Source organism: Bradyrhizobium sp. GW821-FHT12B03, from assembly GCF_058807535.1.
The window spans coordinates 25,830-45,479 of the sequence record NZ_JBXAQU010000018.1 but is presented as its reverse complement, the minus strand read 5'-3'; the positions used below and the strand labels follow the sequence as shown (position 1 = coordinate 45,479).

Annotated in this window: 19 protein-coding genes; 10 read left to right on the top strand and 9 right to left on the bottom strand. The window is 65.0% G+C overall.

The annotated features are described in order from the left end of the window. Nucleotide 1: 1 nt before the first annotated feature. From AC1RUR_RS28465 to AC1RUR_RS28450, 4 genes are all read right to left on the bottom strand, one after another. Entirely contained in the window at nucleotides 2-1,990 is a 1,989-nt protein-coding gene (locus AC1RUR_RS28465; RefSeq protein ID WP_492850193.1) for a 2Fe-2S iron-sulfur cluster-binding protein, read from the bottom strand. A gap of 23 nt (nucleotides 1,991-2,013) precedes the next feature. Continuing rightward, a complete protein-coding gene (locus AC1RUR_RS28460) occupies nucleotides 2,014-2,724 on the bottom strand; it encodes a Spy/CpxP family protein refolding chaperone (protein WP_492850191.1) in 711 nt (236 codons plus the stop codon). Between the two features lie 116 nt (nucleotides 2,725-2,840). Then, complete coding sequence (locus AC1RUR_RS28455; protein WP_492850189.1) at nucleotides 2,841-3,254, bottom strand: DUF1622 domain-containing protein; 414 nt, start codon at nucleotides 3,252-3,254, stop codon at nucleotides 2,841-2,843. Next, nucleotides 3,251-4,474 (bottom strand): OpgC domain-containing protein, encoded by a 1,224-nt coding sequence (locus tag AC1RUR_RS28450; protein ID WP_492850431.1) that lies wholly within the window; start codon nucleotides 4,472-4,474, stop codon nucleotides 3,251-3,253. The genes AC1RUR_RS28455 and AC1RUR_RS28450 overlap by 4 nt, the downstream gene beginning before the upstream one ends. A 496-nt stretch (nucleotides 4,475-4,970) precedes the next feature. Here AC1RUR_RS28450 and AC1RUR_RS28445 point away from each other — a divergent pair, with 496 nt between their 5' ends. Together AC1RUR_RS28445 and AC1RUR_RS28440 are read left to right on the top strand one after the other, a co-directional pair. Next, complete coding sequence (locus AC1RUR_RS28445; RefSeq protein ID WP_492850187.1) at nucleotides 4,971-5,234, top strand: hypothetical protein; 264 nt, start codon at nucleotides 4,971-4,973, stop codon at nucleotides 5,232-5,234. Between the two features lie 454 nt (nucleotides 5,235-5,688). Continuing rightward, entirely contained in the window at nucleotides 5,689-6,444 is a 756-nt protein-coding gene (locus tag AC1RUR_RS28440; protein ID WP_492850185.1) for an SDR family oxidoreductase, read from the top strand. Between the two features lie 72 nt (nucleotides 6,445-6,516). Here AC1RUR_RS28440 and AC1RUR_RS28435 read toward each other — a convergent pair whose 3' ends face one another. Further along, entirely contained in the window at nucleotides 6,517-7,854 is a 1,338-nt protein-coding gene (locus AC1RUR_RS28435; RefSeq protein WP_492850183.1) for a S41 family peptidase, read from the bottom strand. A gap of 318 nt (nucleotides 7,855-8,172) precedes the next feature. On the opposite strand from AC1RUR_RS28435, the gene AC1RUR_RS28430 reads away from it, so the two are divergent. The 8 genes from AC1RUR_RS28430 (at nucleotide 8,173) to AC1RUR_RS28395 (ending at nucleotide 14,819) form a co-directional block, all read left to right on the top strand. After that, nucleotides 8,173-9,306: an alpha-hydroxy acid oxidase gene (locus tag AC1RUR_RS28430; RefSeq protein ID WP_492850181.1), complete on the top strand. Its 1,134-nt coding sequence runs from the start codon at nucleotides 8,173-8,175 to the stop codon at nucleotides 9,304-9,306. Nucleotides 9,307-9,320: 14 nt separating this feature from the next. Next, entirely contained in the window at nucleotides 9,321-9,944 is a 624-nt protein-coding gene (locus AC1RUR_RS28425) for an HAD family hydrolase (protein WP_492850179.1), read from the top strand. Nucleotides 9,945-10,113: 169 nt separating this feature from the next. Next, nucleotides 10,114-10,308 (top strand): hypothetical protein, encoded by a 195-nt coding sequence (locus tag AC1RUR_RS28420; RefSeq protein WP_492850177.1) that lies wholly within the window; start codon nucleotides 10,114-10,116, stop codon nucleotides 10,306-10,308. Between the two features lie 231 nt (nucleotides 10,309-10,539). Next, nucleotides 10,540-11,751 (top strand): molybdopterin molybdotransferase MoeA, encoded by a 1,212-nt coding sequence (locus AC1RUR_RS28415; RefSeq protein WP_492850175.1) that lies wholly within the window; start codon nucleotides 10,540-10,542, stop codon nucleotides 11,749-11,751. Nucleotides 11,752-11,927: 176 nt separating this feature from the next. After that, nucleotides 11,928-12,629: a transcriptional repressor LexA gene (gene lexA, locus AC1RUR_RS28410; RefSeq protein WP_492850173.1), complete on the top strand. Its 702-nt coding sequence runs from the start codon at nucleotides 11,928-11,930 to the stop codon at nucleotides 12,627-12,629. A 187-nt stretch (nucleotides 12,630-12,816) separates the two neighbouring features. Continuing rightward, nucleotides 12,817-13,020, top strand: a complete 204-nt coding sequence (locus AC1RUR_RS28405; protein WP_492850171.1) for a hypothetical protein — start codon at nucleotides 12,817-12,819, stop codon at nucleotides 13,018-13,020. 191 nt (nucleotides 13,021-13,211) lie between these two features. Further along, entirely contained in the window at nucleotides 13,212-13,643 is a 432-nt protein-coding gene (locus AC1RUR_RS28400) for a hypothetical protein (protein ID WP_492850169.1), read from the top strand. A gap of 234 nt (nucleotides 13,644-13,877) precedes the next feature. After that, on the top strand, nucleotides 13,878-14,819 hold the full coding sequence (locus tag AC1RUR_RS28395) for a GAF domain-containing protein (protein WP_492850167.1): 942 nt from the start codon (nucleotides 13,878-13,880) through the stop codon (nucleotides 14,817-14,819). 9 nt (nucleotides 14,820-14,828) lie between these two features. Here AC1RUR_RS28395 and AC1RUR_RS28390 read toward each other — a convergent pair whose 3' ends face one another. From AC1RUR_RS28390 to AC1RUR_RS28375, 4 genes are all read right to left on the bottom strand, one after another. Then, nucleotides 14,829-17,111, bottom strand: coding sequence for a ComEC/Rec2 family competence protein (locus AC1RUR_RS28390; RefSeq protein WP_492850165.1), 2,283 nt, complete (start codon nucleotides 17,109-17,111; stop codon nucleotides 14,829-14,831). Nucleotides 17,112-17,207: 96 nt separating this feature from the next. After that, a complete protein-coding gene (locus AC1RUR_RS28385) occupies nucleotides 17,208-17,441 on the bottom strand; it encodes a DUF2171 domain-containing protein (RefSeq protein ID WP_492850163.1) in 234 nt (77 codons plus the stop codon). An 87-nt stretch (nucleotides 17,442-17,528) separates the two neighbouring features. Further along, nucleotides 17,529-17,915: a nuclear transport factor 2 family protein gene (locus AC1RUR_RS28380; RefSeq protein ID WP_492850161.1), complete on the bottom strand. Its 387-nt coding sequence runs from the start codon at nucleotides 17,913-17,915 to the stop codon at nucleotides 17,529-17,531. Between the two features lie 7 nt (nucleotides 17,916-17,922). Next, nucleotides 17,923-19,599 (bottom strand): glutamine--tRNA ligase/YqeY domain fusion protein, encoded by a 1,677-nt coding sequence (locus tag AC1RUR_RS28375; RefSeq protein WP_492850159.1) that lies wholly within the window; start codon nucleotides 19,597-19,599, stop codon nucleotides 17,923-17,925. Nucleotides 19,600-19,650: the final 51 nt, after the last annotated feature.

Sequence of the window (19,650 nt, the reverse complement as noted above, 5' to 3'; positions counted from 1 at the left end):
GTCAGGCCTCGACGACCAGATCGCCGACCGATCTCGCCTGGCAGGCCAGGATCAGACCGTTCGCCTTGTCGTCTGCGGTCAGGGCGTCCTGGACTTCCATCGTGACGTGTCCCTGCAGCAGACGCGTCTTGCAGACGCCGCAGACCCCGACCCGACAGGAATAGTCGATCGGAACGCCCGCGCTCTCGGCCACCTCCAGGAGGCTCTTGTCCGGAGGCAGCGCCACGACCTTGCCGGAACTCGCAAAGCGAACGGTGGCCGTTGCAGGACCGACTGTTGCAGCCCCTCGATTGCTCGCCTCAGCCGCCGGCATTTGCGCTTCGGACGCGACCTTGCCGGGAGGTGGGACAGCGCCGCGGGCCGGCCCGAAGGCCTCTGCCTTGATCTGCGCGTTCGGAACACCGAGCCCGATCAACGTCTTCCTGAGCGCGTCCATCATTCCGGGCGGACCGCACAAGTGAACGCGTCGTCCGGCGAGATCAGGCACAGCCTGCGTCAGGAACTCGGCCGTGATCTGCCCCTCGCTTCCCATCCACGACGTGCCTGCGGCCCGCACCATCGTGGCCGCGACGTGCAGATTGTTCATCCTGCGCTGCAGATATTCCAGCTCGTCCCGGAAGATGAATTGCTCGGTCGTCTGCGCGCCATAGACGAGGTAGATCTGGCCGGGCCATGCGATATCCGAGAGATACCGGATCGCCGCCATCAGCGGCGTGATGCCAACCCCGCCACCGATCAGGACGACGCTGTCGGCTTCCACGCCGGTGAACGTAAAGGCGCCGGAGGGGCCTGTAACCTCGATGAGGTCTCCCTCCTTCAGATGGCCGTGCATGTAGTCGGACAGAAGCCCGCCGTCTTCGCGCTTGATCGTGGTCTCGACATAGGCGGTCTGGGCGGCGGACGACGCGATCGTGTAGGAACGCCTGACGGCCTTTCCGTCGATCTCGATGGCATAGGTCAGGAACTGCCCCGGCAGGAACGCAAACGGAATCGCGCCGCCGTCCGGTGCCTGCAGACGGAAGGTCTTCACATTCGGCGTCTCCTGATAGATCGCGCAGACCCTTAATTTGCCCTTCCAGGAGCGGCTCGGTTCGACCGGCCGCGGACGGCGATTTGCCTCCTGGGACAATGTCGACTCGGCCTTGTCGACCGGCGAGCCGACGGTCAGCGCGGATGCAAGCGGCTCCGCAGCCGCCGGAGCGACCGCTGCACGCATCAGCCGGTCGACCAGCGCGTTCGCCCGGCGCATGCGCGCAACGTAGACCGCGAGCATCGCGAACGAGAACAGCGCCAGCAGTGCCATGGTCGTGACGTGAAACCAGGAGATTCCCGGCGCGCCGGCATCGGCATCCACGGCGTCTCGCTGAGGCAGGAGGTTCATCTGCGATTTGAACCAGGCCTGTGCGATTTGCTGCGGCGACTTGCCCTCGTGCAGCGAATGCAGCGCAACCACGCCACTCTGGACGGCGTTCAGGGATTCGCGAAGCCGACGCGCCGCCTGATCCGCGGCAGCGATATCGCCTCCAGCGACGGCGTGCCGCAGGTCCATTTCGGCACCCGCCAGGCGATCGGCCTCCGCGCTGATCCGCTCGCGCGCCTGGCCCTCCAGATTGCTCCGCTGTTCGGCGGACAGCAACGGCATCTCCATCAGTGCCGGGTAATACTCCTTGCGCGGCCGGCCCATCATGCCGTCCATGCCACCCATCATCCCTGGCGTGGCACCGCTGGACGGCGCGCCGGCCGCATGGCGGTCGCTCGGATCTCCGCCCGGCTGCGACGCCGCATCGCCGGCGGAGCCGGATGCGGCGGGATGATGCGCCGCGTGGTCATCGGCTGCCTGCGCCAGCTCCCGGCGTTGAGCGAACTGACCGGCCCCGTGCGCCACGCCGCGGCCGGTGTCCGATACAGGCGCGGCATTCGCCGCGAGCTGGCTCGCCAGGACGACGAGCGCAGCCAGGGCGGGGCGACGTCGAAGCAGCAGACCGAACATGATCCCGCACTCGCTTCCAGCGCTCAGAATGACGCAATCAGAGGCAGCAGGATCGTGTCTGCGGTCTGCTTCTGGCTCTCGTTCAACGACGCATAGAGCCGCGTGAAGGCCACGCGAGCCGCCTTGAGGGCCTCCAGGCGCTCGGACAGGTGCCGCTCGTAATGCTCCAGACGGTCGGCGCTTCCCAGCCTGTCGTCCATTGCGAGCATCTTGCGCGCATCCAGCAGGTGCTGCCGGCTCGACCGCAGGGCATCTGCCACGTTATTCCAATCGGCTGCCTGCTTGTCGCCGATCTGCAACTCCGCCTTCAGAAACGCGATCCGCCCCTCGAGCCGCTCGGTCACATCAGCCGGGCCGCTCATCGCTCCGCTGCCGCCAGACGGACTCATCTGACCGCGCATCATCTTCTCCATCATCTGCATCATCGGCATCATGCCGGAATTGTCCTGGCAACCGCCGCCCTGGCAGTCCCGCATCTGGCCCTGCGGCGGCATCTTCATCTTGTCATCGCTCATCCGGCCGCCACTCATGTTCTGCGACTGACCTGCCGGCTGGCCCATGTTCATGCCGCTGCCGGAATCCGACGGGTCGGGCTTCTTCGGCATCTTGTCGTCATCCATCATCGCAACCCGCGTGAGATCGGATGCGGCGACCGCCGACGGTAGTCCACCCGGACTCAGCACGAGGACGACAAGGGCTGCTGCACTCACGACAAACTTTTTCGGACAGTTCATGGTCATTCTCCAGGGTTTGATTTGGATGGTCGTCTGCTCATCGAGGTCGACGATGAGGGCAGCGAGGGTCAGGTGATATAGACGCGAAGCGCCGCCAACTCTTACGCGCAGATGTGTCAAAGGCCGCCGTGTCCCGCATCCGGCACCTCACTGTCATGCCTTCGCCACGGCCATCGCCCCTCGATCTCGATCTGGAGCGAGAAGCTCAGGAAGGTGCGGATCACGATGATCAGCGCCAGGATGCCAAGCCGGTCGAACGACGGCACGATCGCGACCATGCCGATGATGTCGGCGGCGATCAGAAACTCGAGACCAAGCAGGATGCCGCGACCAAGATTGGCGCGATAGGAACGAAATGCATCGGCGGGAGCGCCGTGCCGCATCTCTGTCAGCGACAAGACCGTTGCGGCAAGCACTCCACAGACGATCACCACCACGCCGAGCAGCTCAATGGTCGACGCCGTCCAGTGCAGACCGTGCAGAATGATACTCTGGGTTTCTTCGGTGAAGATCAGCTCTGACGTTATCATCCGCCCGTCTCCTCGCCGGCCGAACGGCTCCTGTCGACGCCCTTCGACCACGTTCGGTAGTAGGCGACGATCGTCATGATCCAGAGGCCCGCGGCGCCGACCAGTAGCTGGGCCCAGACTCCCTCAGATCCGGACTCGAGCACGAAATGCGCGACGAACGACAGAAAGAGCCCGACGCAGAACACGGACAGCGACTGCTGGCCGCATCTGATCAAGGGCTGGAGGAAGGGCGACTTCAGGCCGGGCCAGTCGATCGGAACGAGCAGGACGACGACGAACACCAGGCTCGCCAGATGGAGAATGCGATATGGGCCCAGATTGGTCTTGTCGTTCGGGATAAAGATAGCGGCCAGACCGTCAGGAACGTAGTCCCGCAGTCCCGGGATTCGTTCAGCCAGCGTCATCACGAGTGCGAAGAGCAGGAAACCGCAGCACAGGACAAGCAGCGTGCGGGACGACAGCAGCCAGCGGCTTGCCGCCGCTCCTCCCAGTGCCAGCCAGGCTCCGAATACGAACAGCAACTGCCAGGCGAACGGATTGAAATACCAGACCCCGGTCGGATAGGACGGCAGGTTCGAGCCGTAATGGCGGGCCGCCAGATAGAGACCGAGCGAGCCGATCATCGCCGCGTTGCGCCATCGCAGCATGAACCAGAGCACGACGGGAAACGCTGCCATCAGCACGATATAGAGCGGCAGAACGTCGAGATTGAGCGGCTTGAACTTGAGTATCAGGCCCTGGGAGAGCGTCTCGACGGGAAAGCTCATCAAGGGCGCGACGTTGAACTGATCCATCAAATGAAGATCGTCAAAGCTGTGCGCGATGTAGTGCACGGCCGTGAGATAGACCAGGAACAACAGCAGGTGGGCGACATAGAGTTGCCACACCCGCCGCAGCAGCCGGGTTGCTCCGACGATGAAGCCACGCTCCACCATCATCGTGCCGAACACGAAGGTCGCAGTGTAGCCGGAGATCAGCACAAACAGATCGGCGCCGTCACTGAAGCCGTAGTTTCGCGTCGTGAACCAGGCGAGCACCGAATCCGGAATGTGTCCGAGGAAGATCAGCCAGTTTGCCAGGCCGCGAAACAGATCCAGCCGGACGTCGCGCAGCGGTTTTGCCAACACTGATCTGACCGTGATCGTCTCCCAGAGCCGGCGACGCAGGAGAAACGCAACTTGCAAGGGACGGCCGGATAGCTGGATCGTCTCGTCAATCAACGGCGTGCTTCCCATTCTCTTGCGCGATGTTCGCGGATCGCGATCGCACGCGATGCTCTCGCCGCTTGTGCGCGCCGGCACGCTAGGTCGCGTCGTTGATGCGCTTTTGACGAACATCAAACTCGAGCGATCCACCGGCCAAATCTTTTTGTCGCCCAGCGATGTAATGAATTCAGGCGCCTTTCGTCCTCGGGGCATTCGGTCGGCAGCGTCAACTTCCCAGCAACGCCTCTTGTCGGCGCTGCCGTGTGAACGAGGACACGCCATGAAGCCATCGATTTCGTGCGGTCGGCGAAAATTTTTCTCTGTAAGAAGATCGACACTTCGCGTCGCCCGCTGCAACTCGACGATCCGCGCATCGGCGCACGCAAGCATGCGCGCCGACGCTTGATCTTGCTCAACCTGGACAGTCTCGCTCCGGGTTTGGTTGCGGCTCAGTCAAGCCATCGGGACTTGATTGACACCAACTCGACAAGATCAAACAGGAGAAACCAAAATGAGTCACCGCAAGCTGATCGCCGTCGCCGCGATCATGTCGTTCGTCGCGTTGCCCGCCGTGGCGCAGACGAGCACGACAAGCACGACCGACGAAAAGAACGGCCACCACTATTCCGGCGGGCCCAAGACCGAAGTCCCGCATCACATGGGCAAGAAGGAGAGCTCCGGCGGGTCGACCAGCGGCTCTGGCGGCAGCCACCATTACGGCGGTGGACCGAAGACGGAAGTCCCGCACCACATGGGCCCGAAGAAGGATCAATGACGACCCAGCGGTGATCCCGCCGCTCACGAGGACACGGGATCACAGCCTTTCAAGTCGCCTGGCGGGGGAACACGACGCCCCCGCTGTTGCTGTGGCAGCAACGAGGGTCGCTGCCGCGAGGCGGGACGGGTCTTCCGCCGGGATGGCGGGGCCGCCGGACTTGACGATAGCCGCCAGCCAACGTATTTCCGCAGTTGCAGCTGCCGAAACGGCGCTGCCGTAGGCGTTACCGTCATCCAACGCGTCCTTTGTCGAGAGGATCCCAGCTGGGAGTTCTCGATTCACGAGACGCCACGGTCATGCCATCACTCCCCTGTTTGCGACACCACCCATCCATTTACGACGCCTCTTCCGGCACGGCTCGCCCGCGCCGCGATGTTTGCTGTCCTGCCGGATGGCTCACCACTGGGATTTCCTGGGTTGCCGTGGCTCTCAACTCCATTGAGAGGCAACCATGAAGATGACTGGCAACACGATCCTCATCACCGGCGGCACCAGCGGCATCGGCCGTGCCCTGGCCGAGGCTTTCCACGACCGCGGCAACCGCGTCATCATCGCAGGACGACGGCAGGCCCTGCTCGATCAGATCACCGCTGAGCGCCCCGGCGTGATCGGCCTGCCGCTCGACCTCGACGATCCCTCCAGCCTGCCGCGCCTGTCGGCTGAAATGCGCGAACGCTGTCCCGAGCTTAATGTGCTGATCGCCAACGCCGGCATCTCGCGTCCGGAGGACATGACGGCAGACGGTTGGAATTCCGCGGACGCGGAAGCGATCGTCGAGACCAATATTCTCGGTGTGCTGCGCGTGACGGCAGCGTTCCTGCCGCTCCTGAAAGGGCAGCCGAACGCGACGATCATCGCAACCAGTTCGAACCTCGCCTTCGTGCCTCGCGCAGATTTCCCGGCCTACTGCGCCAGCAAGGCGTTCCTGCATTCCTGGCTCCAGTCGCTGCGGCATCAGCTCGGCAAGATCCCGGTCGAGGTGCTGGAGCTTACGCCGCCTTATGTGCAGACCGAACTGACAGGTACGCAACAGGCGAGCGATTCCCGCGCCATGCCGCTTCCCGCCTACATCGCGGAGGTCATGCAATTGCTGGAGCTGCGCGTTCATCCCCACGATGAGGTGCTGGTCGAACGCGACCGCGACCGCCGCTGGGCCGAGCGCGACGGCCGCTACGAGGCGACCTTTGCAGCGATGAACCCGAGCTGAGACAGCGTCCCAAAACGAATTCGCCCGGGAGCGGCGATCCACTCCCGGGCGATTGTCTGGACGCCGTAAGACTTAGTTCGGCACCGCAGCCTTCGGCGCGGGCTTGGCGGCAACCGCGTTCGCGGTGACGCCGTGCAGGAAGTCGTAGGCCGCGTGCAGGGCCTTGTCGTCCTTCTCTTCCGGCGGGACGTAGGACTGCGATCCGGTCTGCTCGGTGCCGTCGGCAGCCTGCAAATGGCCGCGCATCTGGGACTCCGCCATGGTGTCCATCCGGCCCTTCAGCTCGGGCGGCACGTCCTGCAGGATCTCGATGTCGGGCGCGATGCCCTGGGCCTGGATCGAGCGGCCCGAGGGCGTGTAGTAGCGCGCCGTGGTCAGCGCCAGCGCGCCGTTGCCGGCGCCGAGCGGAATGATGGTCTGCACCGAGCCCTTGCCGAACGAGCGCGTGCCGATGATCGTGGCGCGCTTGTGATCATGCAGCGCGCCGGCCACGATCTCCGAGGCCGAAGCCGAGCCGCCATTGACCAGAATGACCAGCGGCTTGCCCTTGGTGAGGTCGCCGCCATGCGCGGTGAAGCGCTGGGTTTCTTCCGGATTGCGGCCGCGGGTCGAGACCACCTCGCCGCGCTGCAGGAACGCGCTCGACACCGACACGGCCTGGTCGAGCAGGCCGCCCGGATTGTTGCGCAGGTCCATCACATAGCCCGCGAGCTTCTCCTGCGGGATCTCCTTGGAGATCGCCGCGATCGCCTTCTTCAGGCCGTCGGTGGTCTGCTCGTTGAACGAGGTGACGCGGATATAGCCGATATCGCCGTTCTCGACGTGGAAGCGGACGGGCCGCACATGGATGATCTCGCGCTTGATCGCGACATCGAGCGGGGCGTCCGCGCCCTTGCGCACGATGGTGAGCTTGGTCTGGGTGTCGACCGGGCCCTTCATCTTGTTGACGGCCTGCTCGAGCGTCATGCCCTGCACGGCATCGCCATCGATCTTGCTGATGAGGTCGCCGGACATGATGCCGGCCTTGGACGCCGGCGTGTCGTCGATCGGCGAGACGACCTTGACGAGGCCCTCCTCCATCGTGACCTCGATGCCGAGCCCGCCGAACTCGCCGGAGGTGGTCTCCTGCATCTCGGTCCAGGCCTTGTCGTTCATGTAGCGCGAATGCGGATCGAGCGAGGTCACCATGCCGGTGATCGCGCCTTCGATCAGCTTGGCATTGTCGGGTTTCTCGACATAGCTCGCCTTCACCCGCTCGAAGACTTCGCCGAACAGGTTGAGTTGGGAGTAAGCGTCATCCGCGCTCGCCGCCGCCCGTGCCGCCCATACGCCGCCGTGCGGACTGGCTACCAAAAGGGTCAGACACGCTCCGGTGAGCGCGCCCAGGGGGAACAGCAGGGATTTCCGCATGGATAGGCCGACCTTTTTGCTTGGCGGTTCTGGGACAGTTCACTCGGGGCTTGGAAGCCGCCATGCAAATGGCGATCCAGCCCGCTTCTCACAATACCATTCTGGTTTCTTCAAGGCCGGGCTGCCACGCCGGCGGGTACACCGCAAAAATCCCTTCGCCCGGATCTAAACTTTTGGCAACGTTCCGAAACCGTTTCGCGAGGAGCGGCAATCGGTCCGGCCGACCCACGCCTCGCAGCCATGCGATTTTAGGATGGTTTTGGGCAGCTGGACGGGTTAGGCGATGAGACAAGGCTTCAAATTCTCGGGAGGACAATAATGAACGAAGCACCCCGCATCCGGCCGGAAAGGAACGTCGAACTCGGCGCCAGCAACGAGCCGTTCCAGAATCTGCACGAATTCATCAAAAAGGCGCGCGCCAACCTCAACCAGAACGCCTGGGACTATATCGTCGGCGCCGCCGAGACCGAGACCACGATGCGCCGCAACCGCATGGCGCTGGACGAGATCGCCTTCCGCCCGCGCGTGCTGCGGGACGTCAGCAAGGTCGATGGCTCCGTCGAGCAGTTCGGCCGCAGGATGCGGCTGCCGGTGGTGCTCGCGCCGGTCGGCGCGCTCGAAGTCTTCGATCCGCAGGGGGCTGCCAGCGTCGTGCGCGGTGCCGGCGCGTTCGGTGCGGCGCACATGTTGAGCTCGGTGACCGAGCCCGGCCTCGAGAAGACCGCCGAAGCCGCCCCCGATGCGCTACGCCTGTTCCAGCTCTATGTCCGCGGCGACGATGACTTCGTCACGGATGTCGTCAGCCGTGCGGTCAAGCACGGCTACGCCGCCTTCTGCCTGACCGTCGACACCGCCCATTACAGCCGTCGCGAACGTGACATCGCCAAGCGTTACGTTCGCGAGAGCCGGCTGCGCGCCACCGGCGGCGATTTCCAGAAGGGCCTGGAGTGGCGGACCGTGAAGATGATCAAGGACAAGTTCAAGATCCCCCTGATCCTCAAGGGCATTGCCACCGCCGAGGACGCGCTGATCGCGGTCGACCACGGCGTCGAATGGATCTACGTCTCCAACCACGGCGGTCGCCAGCTCGATCATGGACGCGGTGCCATGCATGTGCTGCCTGAAATCGTCGAGGCGGTGAAGGGGCGCGCCAGGATCATGGTCGACGGCGGCTTCTGCCGCGGCACCGACATCGTCAAGGCGATCGCGGCGGGCGCCGACCTCGTCGGCATCGGCCGGCTGCAATGCTGGGCGCTGGCGGCGGCCGGCGAAACCGGCGTAACGCGGATGCTGGAGTTGCTGGAAGACGAGGTGCTGCGCTGTCTCGGCCTGTTGGGCGCCACCTCATTCGCCGAGGTCGACAAATCCTGCCTGCACCCCGCCACCGCGACGAATGCGCCGGGCGTGTTCAGCGCGTTCCCGCTGTTCGACCACGAGCCTTACCGATACTGACCTGAAAGGATGCAATGACCTCGCTCTCTCCCGGCAGCGCGGATGCGCTGCTGTTCGATCTCGGGCGCGTGGTGCTCGACATCGATTTCTCCAAGGCGATCGCCTGCTGGGCAGGACATGCCGGCTGCGAGCCCGAAGCCATCGTCGCACGCTATGTGCGTGACGAGGCCTACCGGCTGCACGAGGTCGGCAAGATCAGCGACGAGGATTATTTCGCCTCGCTACGTGCTTCGCTCGGGATCGGCATTTCGGACGCGCAGTTCCTGGAGGGATGGAATGCGATCTTCGCCGGCGAGATGCCCGATATCGCGGAGCTGTTGCCGCGCGCCGCCCGGCAGATGCCGCTTTATGCCTTCTCCAACACCAACCAGCCGCATGTGGACTACTTCTCGAAGGAGTATGCCGACCTGCTCGGCCATTTCCGCGAGCTCTATTTGTCCTCCAGCATCGGCCTGCGCAAACCGGACGCGGAGGCCTTCGACCATGTCGTCGCCGCGATGGGCGTGCCGGCGAACCGGATCCTATTCTTCGACGACCTCGCCGAGAACATCGAGGGAGCCCGGGCGCGCGGATTGATCGCGGTGCACGTGACCTCGCCCCGCGACGTCGGAGAAGCGCTCAAAGCGCTCGGAATCTGATCGAGATACATCGTCCTGCGGGTGGAAACCGGCGAGTTCCCCGGAACCGATTTGGCCGCGAGACGAGGAACCAAGTCACTTTGTACATTTTTATACAGAGTTCCGGGAACGGAATGCCTGCTTCCGGACTCTTGAGTCCGTTGGGACTTCTACGGACGGACGCATCATCGTGTTGGGCAAGACCTACCTCACCAAACAGGCCTCTCTCCTGCTTGAATTCGCCAGAACGACTTCGGATTCTGACCTTTCCGCCAAACTGATCAGCAAGGCCGCCGACCTGAAATCGCAGGCCGATCCGCTGCCCGACAAGGACCAAGGCCCCAAGGCTCCTGACGTCAGTCCGGACGAACCAGCGAGGAGTTGACCGGTGCTGGCCGCGGCTCTCGTCATTCTCGTGATTGCCGTGGTCACCCTCGTGCCGGTTCTTCTCGTCGTTCGGACCATGCCGCGCCGGTTCTGACACGTCACCCCTCGATACCAGGCGGAAGCTGCGGGATGAATCATCCCGCCATGCCGCTGTTTTTGCCTCTGCGCCCGCGCTCGGGTAGAAGACTCGCGGAACATTCGTCCGAACGTGTCGAGCAGGAGTTTTCCCGTGGCCTTGATGCCGGTTTCTGACGCGCTTGCCGCGGTGCTGGCGGACGCAGAGCCGTTGTCCGAAGAGATGGTCTGCCTCAACGACGCGTTCCACCGCGTGCTCGCGCGCGACATCGCGGCGCGGCGTACGCAGCCGCCGGAGGCGATGTCGGCGATGGACGGATATGCGGTGCGGGCGGCCGATGCGGCCACGGTCGGCACGCAGCTCACGGTGATCGGCGAGGTCGCGGCGGGCCGGCCGTTTGCGGGATCGGTCGGTGCCGGCCAAGCGATGCGCATCTTCACCGGCGGCGTCGTTCCCGCTGGCGCGGACGCGGTCGTGATCCAGGAGGACACGGTCGCCGAGGGCAAGCACATCACGATCAAGGAAGCCGCTATCGCCGGTCGGCACATCCGCCCTGCCGGCGTCGATTTCCGCGAAGGCGACGTGCTGCTGCGCAAGGGTATCAGGCTCACCGAGCGCGACCTCGCCCTCACCGCCGGGATGAACCACCCGCACCTGCCCGTCCGTCGCCGCCCGAAGGTTGCGATCCTCGCCACCGGCGACGAGCTGGTGATGCCGGGCTCAACGCCGGGTCCCGGCCAGATCGTCTATTCCAACGGCTATGCCCTGCACGCCCTCGCCCGCCAGGAGGGCGCAGATACCATCGACCTCGGTGTGGCCGCCGATACGCTGGCAGCCACCACGGCCGGCATCCGCCGTGCCCGCGAGAGCGGCGCCGACATCCTGATCACCACCGGCGGTGCCTCGGTAGGCGACCACGATCTGGTCCAGCAGGCGCTGAGGGACGAAGGTATCGCGATGGCGTTCTGGAAGATCGCGATGCGGCCGGGCAAGCCGATGATGCACGGGCGGTTGGGGCCGATGCGCGTGATCGGCCTGCCCGGCAATCCCGTGTCCTCCTATGTGTGCGCCTTCCTGTTCATGGTGCCTCTGATTCGCGCTCTGTCGGGCCAACAGATGATTCATCACCGTCGCGAGCGCGCCGTGCTCGGCCGCGATGTCGGAGCCAATGACCAGCGCGAAGACTATCTGCGCGCGCGCCTGGAGCGCCGCGACGACGGCACGCTCGTCGCCCTTCCCGTCAATAACCAGGATTCCTCGCTGCTTGCGAATCTCGCTGCGGCACAGGCACTTCTCGTGCGCGCGCCGTTCGCGCCGAAGGCCGAGGCCGGCTCGCCTTGCGAGGTGCTGCTGCTGCCCGTCTGAACGCTGCGGACACGTGCGTTCCGCGAACTTTGTCGCGTTCACGGTAAATTAAGCAGTTGCGGAACATGTATCGAACATATAGTGTCCGTTCATGATTTGTTTCGAGCATCTAGCGGCTTATCGCTGAATTGAACGTCTCGGAATCGAACGACATCAACCGGGGGACTTTGGTCGAGATGCTAACGCGCAAACAATACGAGCTTCTGCGGTTCATCAGTGAGCGTCTGAAGGAAAGCGGCGTGCCGCCCTCCTTCGACGAGATGAAGGACGCGCTCGACCTGCGCTCGAAATCGGGCATCCATCGCCTGATCACCGCACTGGAGGAGCGTGGCTTCATTCGGCGACTGCCCAATCGCGCCCGCGCGATTGAAGTCATCAAGCTGCCCGAGCTCCAGGCCGCCGCCGGCAGTCGTCGCGGCTTCACGCCGAGCGTCATCGAAGGCAATCTCGGCAAGGTGCGAACGAGCTCCAGCGCGCCCGTGGACGACGGCGAGCGCCCCGTCGCGGTACCTGTCATGGGCCGCATCGCGGCCGGCACGCCGATCGAAGCGTTGCAGACCCGCAGCCACACGATCAGCGTACCGCCTGACATGCTCGGCTCGGGCGAGCATTACGCGCTCGAAGTGCGCGGCGATTCGATGGTCGAAGCCGGCATCCTCGACGGCGACATGGCGCTGATCCAGCGCAACGAGACTGCCGACACCGGCGACATCGTCGTGGCGCTGATCGATGACGAGGAGGCAACGCTGAAGCGCTTCCGCCGCCGCGGCGCCTCGATTGCGCTCGAGCCCGCCAATGCGGCCTATGAGGTCCGCATCCTGCCGCCCAATCGGGTGAAGATTCAGGGCAAGCTGATCGGCCTTTACCGGAAGTACTGAACCGTCCGCGCGGCGGCAGTCGGCAACCACACCCGAGCAATTGGAGCGGACGATTGTCCGCTCCGGCTGGATAGTCTTTCTGGTTTTGCACAGATTATCCGGCCACCTCTCCAGCGCTAGATCCTCGGCGCGCCGCAACGAAGCACTCATCGCTTCGCGGGCCTGTGCGCAAACCGGGGAGACAACCATGCGCAAGATCGTCTTGAGCACAGTCACGATAGCGCTGATCGCAGCATCGGCGTCGCAAGCCTTCGCTGCTCCATCGCACCATTCCCGCAAGACGTCGCCGGCAATGACCAGCGAACAATTCCGCAATGCCCGCAACGCCGTCGCGCAGCCGTCGCAACCGGTCTGGCCGTATTCAGGCTGGTCGGCACCTGCTGGTCGCTGACGGAGAAGCACGCGAAATGCACGGGAGTGGGCTTTGTTCCCAATGCATTTGAAAAAGATATTGTGATGGCAGCCTGCGGACCCAAGCCGCAGATTTGCCTACAACCAAGCAGAGCTTGGGGGCTTCCACTCTGATAGAGGCCTGCGCCTCGGAAGAGACGCGGGTTGCTATCTCCGAATGAGGAGCACCCGATGTGTGACTACAGCCTGCACGCCGTCGCGACGCGCCCCGCAGAGGTCGGCGAGACGATCGTCACGACAACCTTCCGTGGCACCTCGACGCGTGGCTTCGCCTCCGAGGCCGACATGTCCGTCGCGGTCTGCCTGCTGCCGGGAACGGAGCTCGCCTTCGCCGACAACGTCCGCTACGACAATCGCTGGATCTGGACGCGCACGATCAACTCACGCGTCGGCAAGTTCGGCAAGATCGATCCGCACATTCCCGATCGTCATCACGACGCGATCGAATTCCCCGACGGCAAATACGTGCTGGTGACCCAGCTGGTCGAAGGCCAGCGCGCGACCGTGCTGCAATTGCCGGTGACCCAGCCGGTCGGCGAGCGCGAACACAAGCCGCAGATCATCGCCGACAGGCCGACGATCACCCGCCTGCCGATCGGTTGAGATAGCGCCCCCGGCCCACGGGTCGGAGCCAGGATTGAAATTGCCATCGCCGGCCGTGGCCGGCGAGATGGTGTGGTTTGTGTCCCGAGAATCCAGTCCGCCGAGATCTGCCCCGCACCTCCCCGTCGCACGAAGTTTGCGCGGCCCTGCCTGAATTTTGAACGCCCGTTCCGCAGGCAAATGGCCGATGCTGTCTCGGCTGGTGTCTTGGGCATGAGGCGGCGGGCACGGTCGATGAAAACCTTCATTCGGGTCGTTGAACTCTGGGTGCCTGACCGGACGCGCACGCGGCTGGAATTCGGCGGCGGCCTCTACGGCGAAGGCCTGTCCGCGTTCAAGGCCGTGAGCGAGGATTTGCGCTTCGGATACGACGAGGGCCTTCCCGGCAAGGCCTGGGCCAGCGGCCACCCCGTGATCCTCACCAAGTTCGCCAACTCCTATTTCAAGCGGACCGATCAGGCGCTCGCGGCTGGCCTCACCTGCGGCGTCGCGGTGCCGGTATTCTCAGGCGAATTCCTGCAGGCCGTCATGGTGCTGTTCTGCGGCGACGACGAGGCGCATGTCGGCGCGATCGAGCTCTGGCACAACGACCCTGACATCTCCCACGAGATGGGGCTCGTCGACGGCTACTATGGCACCGCCGAGATGTTCGAGTTCAACTCCCGCCACACCAGGTTTCCGCGCGGCTTCGGCCTGCCCGGCCGCACCTGGAAAGCGGGCCTGCCGCTGATCATCAAGGACCTGCACAACGCCCGGAGTTTTCTGCGCTGGGAAGACGCTGCCGAAGTCGGGATCAATCTCGGCGTCGGCGTGCCCTACCGGACCGGCACCGACCAGACCTGGGTGCTGACCTTCCTCTCCGCGCAGGCAACGCCCATTGCGCGACGCTTCGAGATCTGGGTCCCGAACGAGGCCCGCTCAGCGCTGGTCTTTCACGCCGGCGATTGCAGCGCGCAGACCGATCTTGCCGCGCTCTACGCGGACAAATCCATTGCCAGGGGCGACGGCAGCATCGGCGGCGCCTGGGCCACCGGCATGCCCGCACTCAACGACGATCTCGCGCATGACAGCTCGATCTCCGCCGCAGAGGCCCGCGCAGCCGGACTGAGCCAGATGGTGGCCCTGCCCGTGATCGGGGCCGCCGGGCTCGACGCCGTGCTGACCTGGTACCTGTAGCCGATCCGCTCAGTCGTCCGCCTGCAAGTCCGCCTCGGACGGCGTTGCGTCCCGGTTGCGCGGCGCTGCCGCCTGCGGCGCAAGGCTCGTACCGAAATCGCCCTCGCCGGCGGTTGCCGGCGACCACGGGCGGTCGGTACCGCGCGCTTTCACCGCCTGAACCGCAAAGCCGTCGCCGCGCCGCGTCAGCGCGAGCGCGCCTTGCGCGGCGAGACGCTGCCGGTCGACCACCATCGCCGTGCAATCCGGTGGCGCCGGCCGGGCCGTCACCACCAGCGCTGCCCGGCTGCAATCGTCCGCCAGCGCGTCGATGCGCAAGGCCAGCGTGACCAGACGCCCGTCGGCGAGCGGCGTCACGCAGCCGGCCTCGTCGCACGATACGCCGTCGGCCAGCGAGGCGCTGCCGGCGTCGCGCGGATCGGCGTCGGCAGCGAGCCACTGCTTCAGCAGAAAACTGTCCTTGCTCGCCCGGATCAGATGCAGGTGCCCGTCCCTGCCCCGCACCGCGACGCTCTGGCCGTCGCCGGCGATCAGGATGTCGGGTTGCCGCACCGACAGCCCCCAGAGGATCGCAGCGAGCAGCACCAGCGCGCCCGACCAGCGCAGCGGCGTGCGCAGCAGGCCCATGATAATGATGCCGAGACTGGCCGCGACCAGCGGCACAATGCCGAAAGCCGGAATGCGGCCGACGGCGCCCGGCAGCGCCGCCACCCAGCGCGATACCGCGACCATCCAGTCGATGCCGATCCCCATCAGCCACCAGAACACGCCGTCAAGTCCGAACGGTGCCGCGAGCAATCCGAGGAGTCCCGCCGGCATCACCAGCGCCGAAACCACCGGCATCGCCCCGAGATTGGCGAGCACGCCGAACGGTGTGACGCGGTGGAAGTGAAAGGCGGCATAGGGCGTGGTCGCAAGCCCCGCGATCAGCGAGGCCAGGAACAGCATCGCGATCTCGCGGCCGCCCCACATCGCAATGCGCGCGGTCGCCGAATGATCCGGGGATGCAAACAGGTTAGGCATGCCGATCTGCACCAGCGCCACCAGCCCGAGCGTTGCCGCAAACGACATCTGGAAGCTCGGATGCACCAGCGCCTCCGGCGCGACCGCGAGCACGATCAGGGCGGCCACGGCCAGCGTGCGGAAGGTGATGGCGCGGCGGTCGACCATGACGGCGATCAGCACCACCGCGGTCATGAAGAACGAGCGTTGCGTCGCAACCTCTGCGCCCGACAGCAGCAGATAGAACGCGGCTGCGACGAGTGCGGCTGCCGCCGACCATTTCTTGATGGCAAAGCCGACCGCCAGTCCCGGGATCAGAGCGAGCAGCGCGCGCACCGCGAAGAACACGACACCGGCGACGACCGCCATGTGATAGCCGGAGATCGAGAGCACATGGCCGAGCCCCGAGACAAACATCGCATCGTTGACGGGCGTGCTGATTGCGTCGCGCCGCCCCGTCAGCAGCGCGGTCGCGATCGCGCGGTTGTCGCCCTCGAGTGTCGCCCGGATGCGCGCGTCGATCGCATCGCGCAGGCCCTGCATGAAGGCGGCATAGCGCAGCCGCAAGCCGCCGGTATCCGCTGGCACCGATGCCGTGATCGCCCCCATCACGAAGCCGGAGGCGCCGATGCCCTGGAAAAACATGTCGCGGGAGAAATCATAGCTGCCGGGGCGCACCGGCGAGATCGGCGGCATCAGCCGCGCCTTCAACTGCACGAAGCTGCCGACCTCGGGCGCCGTCCCCTTGCGCACCGACAGGCGCACGCGCTCCAGCTTGACGTCACTGCGTTGCGCCTCCATCGCGGTGACGCGCAGCACGAACCGGTCGGTGCGCTCACGGATGTCGCGGGTCTCGACGAAGCCCGACAGCGACACCGAATAGAGCGGCTTTGCCAGCACCGTGTGTGCGATCCGCGCCGTCTTCCAGGTCGCCATGGCAAAGCCGGCGGCAACCGCCGCGATCAGAAGCGCCGGCGCGAACAGCCGGCTCCGCCGCAACAGGACCGCAGAGAGCGCGAATACCATCGCCGTGACTGCGGCGACCCACAGCACCGGCTCGTGATCGGCGGCAAAGTACAGCGCGATACCACCGCCGAACGCGACAGGCACCCAAGGCAGCAGCCGCCCGGCGCCGGCCTCGGCGCGCGCCCATTCGCGCAGCGTCTCGACGAGCACGGGCCAAAGGCCAGAGCCCGCCGGCACGAAGCCACCGGCCTGCGCGGTTCGGCCCGTCGGCCAAGTCCCGGCGATCCCCTGCGAGGCACGCTGCGGCCGGCCTGGCTCCGCCATTCCCCTGCACCTTACGATACGCGACGGGAACCGAGGCTACCGGAACGAGCAGGCAGGCGAAAAGCGGAACGGATCAGGAACGAGGCGTGTCAGCCCCTACTTTTCCTCTTCCATCGTCACGGCGACGTCAGCCTTGGCGGACAGCCGGACCTTGTTGCCCTCGACACCGGCGATGAGGCCCTTGTCGATGAAGTGATGGTGGCCCTTGTGGCGGCCCTCGCCGCTGTCCTTCTTGGTCAGCTTGATCCGGTGGCCCTCGACCTTGTCGACGGTGCCGACATGGACGCCGTCGGCGCCGATGACTTCCATATGCTCTGCGATGTTCTGCATGGTGGGATCCTCTTCTGGACCCGCACAACGTGCTTGCGGCGCGTTCGTTGCTATCGCCGGAATGACGATGGCGTGTGCGGCGAGCCGCTAGATCAACGGCGCCTTCGACGAGGCGTGATGATTGACGATCTTCCAGTCGCCGTCCTCGCGGATGATGACCCAGCTCATCTTGACGACGAGATCGTCCCGCTCGCCGGCGAGATCGAACGAGATGGTCGCGGCCATGTTGATCAGGTCAGGGCCGGCCTGCGCCGCGTTCACCTCGGAAAACACCGCGCTTGGCCTGCGCCAGCGCGGCAGGCCGTTGAAATAATCGGCAACGCCGTGCCTGCCCAGATAGAGCTTTGGATTGGAGCCGAAGAAGAACGCGTTCTTCGCATAGAGCGACGACAGCGCGGCGGCATCGAGCGTCGCGAAGCCGGCGCACCATTTCGCGATGATGGCGGAAACGATGGCGTCGGCTTCACTGCTCATGCCTGCCTCAACCCTTCGCGACTTCCTTCGCAAAGGTGTCGCGCAGGCCGATGGTGCGCGAAAACACCGGCTTGCCGGGCGTCGAGTCCTTGTCGCGGACGAAATAGCCCTGGCGCTCGAACTGCATCGGCTCGGTCGCATTGCTTTCGGCCACCGATGCCTCGACCCGCGCGTCGCTGAGGATCTCCAGCGACTGCGGATTGAGGTCGGCCGCGAAGTTCGAGGCGTCCGGGCTCGGATTGGCGAACAGCTGGTTGTAGATGCGGATCTCCGCAGGCTTCGACGCTGCCGCCGGCAGCCAGTGCATGGTCGCCTTGACCTTGCGGCCGTCGGGCGCGTTGCCGCCCTTGGTGGCGGGATCATAGGTGCAGCGCAGCTCCACCACCTCGCCGGCGTCGTTCTTGATCACGCCGGTGCACTTGACGAAATAGGCGTAGCGCAGCCGCACTTCGTTACCCGGCGACAGGCGGAAGAACTTCTTCGGCGGGTTCTCCATGAAGTCGTCCTGCTCGATATAGAGCTCACGGCCGAACGTGATCTTGCGCGTCCCGGCGGAGGGATCGTCGGGGTGGTTGATCGCCTCGAGCTCTTCCGTCTGCCCTTCCGGATAGTTCTCGATCACGACCTTCAGTGGCTTCAGCACCGCCATGCGGCGCTGCGCGGTGCGGTTCAGCTCCTCGCGGATGCAGAACTCCAGCATGCCGACGTCGACCACGCTGTTGGCCTTGGCGACGCCGATACGCTTGACGAATTCGCGCAGCGCGGCCGGCGGCACGCCGCGGCGGCGCATCCCCGCCATGGTCGGCATGCGCGGATCGTCCCAGCCCGCGACGTGGCCCTCGCGGACGAGCTGGGTCAGCACGCGCTTGGACAGCAGCGTGTAGGTCAGGTTCAGCCGTGCGAACTCGTACTGGTGCGGCTTCGACGGAACCGGCAGCTTGTCGATGAACCAGTCATAGAGCGGCCGGTGGTCCTCGAACTCCAGCGTGCAGATCGAATGCGTGATGCCCTCGATCGCGTCCGACTGGCCGTGGGCATAGTCGTAGCTCGGATAGATGCTCCACTTGGTGCCGGTGCGCGGATGATGTGCATGCAGGATGCGATAGAGCACGGGATCGCGCAGATTGATGTTGCCCGCGGCCATGTCGATCTTGGCCCGCAGCACGCGCGCGCCGTTGGGGAATTCGCCCGCCTTCATGCGCCGGAACAGGTCGAGATTCTCCTCCACCGAGCGGTCGCGGAACGGCGAGTTCTTGCCGGGCTCGGTCAGCGTGCCGCGGGAGGTGCGGATCTCCTCCTGTGTCTGGTCGTCGACATAGGCGAGCCCGTCGCGGATCAGCTTCTCCGCCCATTCGTAGAGGCGGTCGAAATAGTCCGAGGCAAAGAACAGGTTCTTGCCCCAGTCGAAGCCGAGCCAGCGCACATCGGCCTGGATGGAATCGATGTATTCCTGCTCTTCCTTGACCGGATTGGTGTCGTCGAAGCGCAGATGGCAGCGGCCCGGAAACTCCTGGGCGATGCCGAAATTGAGTGCGATCGACTTGGCGTGGCCGATATGGAGATAGCCATTCGGCTCCGGCGGGAACCGGGTCACGATCTCCTTGTACTTGGCCTGATCGAGGTCGGCCTGGATGATGTCACGAATGAAATCGCGCCCAACCTCGTTCGCCACCGGTTCTGTCATTACGTCAATCCTGTAGGGAAATCAGCGGTCCTTCTGCCAAATTCCCTTGGC